Below are 5,705 nucleotides of genomic sequence, written 5' to 3'. Positions count from 1 at the left end.
CCGGCGGCGAGCGGTTCTTCAGCGCCGGGTGGGACCTCAAGGCGGCCGCGGCGGGCGACCCCGTGGACGGCGACTACGGGGTCGGCGGCTTCGGCGGCATCCAGGAGCTTCCGGAGCTCGACAAGCCCGTCCTGGCGCTCGTCGAGGGCATGGCCGTCGGCGGGGGGTTCGAGCTGGCCCTGTCCTGCGACCTGATCTACGCCGCCGACACCGCGTCCTTCGCGCTGCCCGAGATCAACGCGGGCACGCTGGCGGACGCGGCGACGTTGCGTCTGCCCGCGAGGATGCCGCACCACATCGCGATGGAGTTGCTGCTCACCGGCCGCTTCATGGACGCCGCCGAGGCCCACCGCTGGGGTCTGGTCAACGAGGTGCACCCCGCGTCCCGCGTGGCCGCGCGCGTGCTGGACGTGGCCGCGCGACTGGCCGAGGGGCCGCCCCTGGTGTTCGCGGCGATCAAGCAGGTGCAGCGCGAGAGCCAGCGCCTGACCTTCGCCGAGGCCATGCGGGGGATCGCGACCGGCGCGTTCCCGGCGGTCGCCGCGCTGTACGCGTCGGAGGACCAGCGGGAAGGGGCACGAGCGTTCGCCGAGAAGCGACCGCCGGTGTGGAAGGGGTACTGAACGATGTCGGGCACACACGGCCACGGCCACGGCTGCGCTGCCGACCACCACCGGGGCGAGTACACCGAGCGACAGCGGGCCGATCTCGATCTGGTGCTGGCGTTCAACCATCGGCTGGCGCAGGCCATCGAGGACAACGTCGACGTCACCGACACCATCGCGGCGCTCGACCCCGACCCGCTGCGCTACATGTGGGTCGACGAAGGCGACGGGCAGATCCCCGCCCAGCTCACCAAGGCGGCGGCCGTGCTCGACGGCGCACCCGTCCTGGCCGGTCAGCGCCGGGGCACCGCGCGTCCGCTTCCGCAGAGCGTCAACGCCTCCCGTCCGACCGTCGCCGCCCGCGGCGCCACGTTGCTGGTCGCCTGGCTGGAGTGGCAGGAGGACCGCGGCGACCGGCTGGTCGCCGAGGTCCGCACGGCGGACTCCTGCGCGGCCACGATGGTGGTCGCGGGACCCGAAGACCTGTTCCGCCCTACGGCCGCCGTCGCGTCGGACGGTGTTCCGTGGCTGGTCTTCGGGCGGTCGGTCGACGCCGAGGTCGGGGTGTGGGCCAGCCGCTTCCAGGACGGCCGGTGGAGTTCGCCGGAGCGGGTCAGCGACACCGACGCACCCTCGTTCAACCAGGAGATCGTGGCCTCCGACGACGGCGTCCTGCAGGTGTGCTGGCAGGGCCGCGCAGGCGACCGGTTCGGGGTCTTCGCCCGACGCTGGAACGGCAGCGCATGGGAGCCGACGCTCCGCGTCGACGAGGGGTCGCGCAACGTCTGGGACCCGACGCTCGCCCTCGTCGGCGACGGAGTCGCCTACGCATGGACCGTCTACGCGGACGGCGGTTACGGCATCGCGCTGCGCCACGTCGGCGCCTCGGGCGCGGCGGGACCGGTCCGGCAGCTCACCGGGGGCACCGACTACGCGCTGCACCCCAGCCTGGCCGCGACCGCCGACGGCCGGCTCTGGTGCGCGTTCGACGTCGTCACCGTGCAGGGCCACGGCGGCAGCGGACCCACGCGGCTGCGGCGTCTGCCCCCGGGCGGGGTTCCGGTCGATGACCGGGCGGGCATCCGGGAGCCGGGGGTGAGCGTGCCGCCCGAGCTGCTCCCCGAGGTGAGCGCGGGCATCCGCGTCGTCGCCGTCGAACGGGACGGGCTGGTGGAGCCGCCCGGTGAGCTCGCACCCGGGCTGAACGTGGTGCCGTCGGCGATGCCGCGCCTGGAGGCCACCGCCGACGGCGGACTCGTCGTCGGTTACCGGATCCATCGGCAGCTGCCGCTCATGACGTACTACTGGGAGGCGGCCGCGCAGGTGCTCGGGCCCGACGGGTGGCTGCCGCCGACGACCTACGCCGAGACCGACGCAACCCTCGAGGAGGTGGCGCTCGCCGCCACCACGGCCGGCGTGGTGCTCGCCACGCAGGCAGACGGGCGGCTGCAGCGCGCCCTGGACTGGAGCGAGGGCTTCGGCGGCCGCGAGTGCCCCTACCTGGCCGACCATCACGGTGGTGTCATCTGGCACGGCGTGCACGGCGCCGGAGGGGTGGTGCTGACGACCGTCGAATCCGCAGGCCCGGCGGCGGTCGACGGTACGCGGTCGGCAGCGATCGTCTCCGCCGAGCGGCGAGAGAGCCGGCGATGGGTGACCGGGGACGTGGGCGACCACCCTGAGATCCCGTTCGACGCGGAGCCCTACCGGCTGTACTGGGGCGACCTGCACCGGCATTCGCTGGTGAGCCGCTGCACCTCCGGCGACGAGCCATCGCTCGACGACTTCTACCGCTACGCCTGGGACGTCGACGAGTACGACTTCTGGGCGGTCACCGACCACGCCGAGAACTCCACGGCCTACCAGTGGTGGAGCATCCAGAAGATCGCCGACCTGCTGCACGTTCCCGGCCGCTTCGTGCCGCTCTACGGCTTCGAGTGGACCTCGGCCGAGCACGGTCACCAGAACGTCGTCTACGGCGACGTCGCGCGCGGCGCACCGATCTTCTCCGCCTTCGCGGAGGGCACCACCACCCCGGACGGGCTCTGGCGGGGCCTCACGGCCAACCCGGGCTTCCCCGCGATCACCATCCCGCACCACCCCGGCTCGGCGATGGTGCACAACGACTGGGACTACCACGACCCGCGCTTCAGCAGGCTGGTCGAGGTGTTCCAGGCCTGTCGCGGCAACTACGAGTCGCAGACGTGCTTCCGGCAGTACTCCGACGGCACCGCCACGGGCACGTTCATGCTCGACGGGCTGCGGCGCGGGCACCGCTTCGGTCTCATCGCGTCCTCCGACCACGGCCACGGCGCGAGCTACGTCGCGGTGCTCGCCCGGTCCCTGACCCGCGCCGACATCTTCGACGGGCTGTGGTCGCGCCGGACGTGTGCCGCCACCACCCGCGGGGTCGTCGCCGTCCTGCGGATGGGGCCGCACCTGATGGGCAGCGAGCCCGACTGGGCCGGACCCCGTCCACTCACGGTGCACGCCCGCGGCTACGCCGAGCTCGCCCGGGTCGACATCCTGCGCGACGGCCGCGTCGTGCACGTGGTCCGTGGCGAGCCACGACTGCCCCCGGGACACCGACGGGTCGACCTGCGGGTCGAATGGGGCCACGCCGACACGACCACCTGCTGGGACGGGCGCCTGTCGGTGGACGGCGGCAGGCTCCTGCTGCCCGACTACGTCGGCCCCGAGGTCGTGGCCATGGACGAGCGGTCCGTGGCGTGGCAGCACGTGACGCACAGCTTCGGCGAGCCCTACGGCGCGCAGCGCGGCGGGGTCGAGGTCAGCCTCTGCGGGCCGCCCGATGCGCGGGTGCGCCTCGACGTCGCGGGCCGGTCGGTCCTGATCGAGCTCGGCGGGCTGGCCGAGCGACTGGCGGACGGCCCCGTCGCCGTCGGGGACGGGGCCGGGCTGCCGGGCACGCTCACGGTGCAGCCCGCCATCGGCGCGCTCCTCGGCCTCGGTGCGCGCGAGCTCGACGTCTCCTTCCAGGACGACGATGCGCTCGCCGACGCCGCGTTCTACTACGCGCGGGCGTTCCAGGTGGACGGTGAGCTGGCGTGGTCGTCCCCGCTCTGGGTGTGCCCGTCGGCCGGGAATCGGTAGTGGGACAGGGGGCGGCGTAGCGACGGTAACCCGTTCGCCATCAGGATCCCGGGGCTCTCATCGGGGAAACGCCGGGTTCGACGGGCCGTGCGCTTCGCGCTCGCCATCCCGGCCGCGACGCGGGCGGAGGCGCTGGCGGACCTAGTCAGGTGGACGAGCGCTTCGCGCAGGCGGGCGTCGCGCTGCCAGGAGTCGGGTCAGCAGGTTCGGTGCGAAGTAGTCGAGCACGTCGCGCTGGAGCTCGTAGTGGAAGAAGCGGCCCTGCCGCCGCACCTTGACCAGGCCGGCCTGGGTCAGGACCTTCACGTGGTACGAGATGGTCGACTTGCTGATCGGCAGCTGCTGCTCCAACGCCGTACAGGGGTACTCCCCCGTCTCGCCGATGAGCAGCAGCATGTCCAGCCGCGTGGGATCGGCGATCGCTTTGGCGAACGCCACGTAGGAGTCCCGCAGAGAGGGCGCGACCGGCGGGCCGGGCGGGGAGTCCGTGCTCATCGACGTCCATGCTCGCACAACGCACCCGCCGGTCGACCGGCATGAACGTGGGCATGGCCACCAGACCGTTGTCCCACCGGGTTCGATGTGTCTACGTTTCTAACATCATCGAATCCATGGAGGTGCCGTGTTCTCCGTCTACGCCGCCGAGCCGAACCCCACCGACCCCCTCGCCGCTCTCGTCGTCGGCGAACGCCCGGAACCCCGAGCTCCCGCCGGCTGGGTGCCGGTGCACGTCACGGCTGCCAGCATGAACATGCACGACCTCTGGACGCTGCGCGGTGTCGGCCTGAAGCCCGAGCAGTACCCGATGATCCTGGGCGGGGACGCGACCGGAACCCTCCCGGACGGAACCGACGTCGTGGTGTACCCGGTGATCGGCGACCCCGCCTGGGCCGGCGACGAGACCCTCGACCCCCGGCGCACCTTGCTCACCGAGAAGCACCAGGGCGCGTTCGCAGACGTCGTCGTCGTGCCCGCGCGCAACGTCCTGCCGGTCCCGGTGGGCGTCTCCACCCAGGCCGCATCCGTGCTCGGCACCGCCTGGCTCACCGCATACCGGATGCTCTTCACCAAGTCCGGCCTGCGGCCCGGCCAGACCATGCTCGTCCAGGGCGCCGCAGGCGGAGTGTCGACAGCCCTGGTCCAGCTCGGCGCCGCCGCCGGAATGCAGGTCTGGGCCACCGGACGGACCGCCGGGAAACGAGCACTGGCCCAGCGGCTCGGCGCACACGCCACGTTCGAGCCGGGAGCCAGGCTGCCCGGCAAGGTCGACGCGGTCTTCGAGTCGGTCGGCGAGGCGACGTGGGCCCACTCCATGCGCTCGGTCCGTCCGGGCGGGGCCGTCATCTGCTGCGGCGCCACCAGCGGTGCCGCACCCTCGGCCGACCTCCAACGCCTGTTCTTCCTGCAGATCCGGGTCGAGGGCTCGACCATGGGTACCCGCCAGGAGCTGGCCGACCTGCTCGCCTTCGTGTCCCACGCCGGGATCTCCCCGGAGATCGGCCTCGAGCTCCCGATGGAGAAGGCCCCCGTCGGCTTCCGCGCCATGCTCGAGGGCGAGGTTGCCGGAAAGATCGTCTTCACCCGCTGAGGCCCCTGCACTCACGCCGGACTTGAGCGTGCCGCGACGGCACGGTGTCGGATGGACGCTCAGACCGACGATCGGGGCACCCACCATGACCGGAACCGACCTGCGCCCGGCGCTGTTCGATATCGAGACCTTCTTCCGCGACCCGGAGTTCGCGTCCGCCGCGCTCTCCCCGGACGGCACCCGCATCGCCTACCTCGCACCGCACCGGGGACGGCGCAACGTGTGGGTCCGCGGCATCGACCAGGACCACGCCGACGCCGTGCCCGTCACCCACGACACCCGCCGCGGGATCACCTCGTTCTACTGGACCGACGACCCCCGTTGGCTGCTCTACCTGCAGGACACCGACGGCGACGAGGACTGGCGCCTGCACCGGGTCGACCTCGACGCGCCCGACG

Annotated in this window: 4 protein-coding genes and 1 pseudogene; 4 read left to right on the top strand and 1 reads right to left on the bottom strand. The window is 72.6% G+C overall.

Going from position 1 to position 5,705, the window contains the following annotated elements; all coding sequences use genetic code 11:
• Both AB7J25_RS29940 and AB7J25_RS29935 read left to right on the top strand, forming a co-directional pair.
• Positions 1 to 623 (top strand): enoyl-CoA hydratase-related protein (locus AB7J25_RS29940; protein WP_428514631.1); only part of this gene is annotated, 623 nt, incomplete at its 5' end.
• A 3-nt stretch (positions 624 to 626) separates the two neighbouring features.
• Complete coding sequence (locus tag AB7J25_RS29935; protein ID WP_428514629.1) at positions 627 to 3,719, top strand: DUF3604 domain-containing protein; 3,093 nt, start codon at positions 627 to 629, stop codon at positions 3,717 to 3,719.
• 141 nt (positions 3,720 to 3,860) lie between these two features.
• On the opposite strand, the gene AB7J25_RS29930 is transcribed toward AB7J25_RS29935, so the two are convergent.
• The gene (locus AB7J25_RS29930) at positions 3,861 to 4,214 is read right to left on the bottom strand and encodes an ArsR/SmtB family transcription factor (RefSeq protein WP_428514627.1); all 354 of its coding nucleotides are present in this window, start codon (positions 4,212 to 4,214) and stop codon (positions 3,861 to 3,863) included.
• 127 nt (positions 4,215 to 4,341) lie between these two features.
• Between AB7J25_RS29930 and AB7J25_RS29925 the strand changes: the two genes are divergently transcribed.
• On the top strand, positions 4,342 to 5,307 hold the full coding sequence (locus tag AB7J25_RS29925; RefSeq protein ID WP_428514625.1) for a zinc-binding dehydrogenase: 966 nt from the start codon (positions 4,342 to 4,344) through the stop codon (positions 5,305 to 5,307).
• An 85-nt stretch (positions 5,308 to 5,392) separates the two neighbouring features.
• A pseudogene (locus AB7J25_RS29920) lies at positions 5,393 to 5,705 on the top strand (S9 family peptidase); the annotation flags it as partial.

Origin of the sequence: Pseudonocardia sp., from assembly GCF_050246655.1 — a bacterium.
Classification (GTDB): Bacteria; Actinomycetota; Actinomycetes; order Mycobacteriales; family Pseudonocardiaceae; genus Pseudonocardia.
The sequence above is the reverse complement of the archived record's forward strand: the minus strand, read 5'-3'. Positions and strand labels throughout refer to the sequence as shown.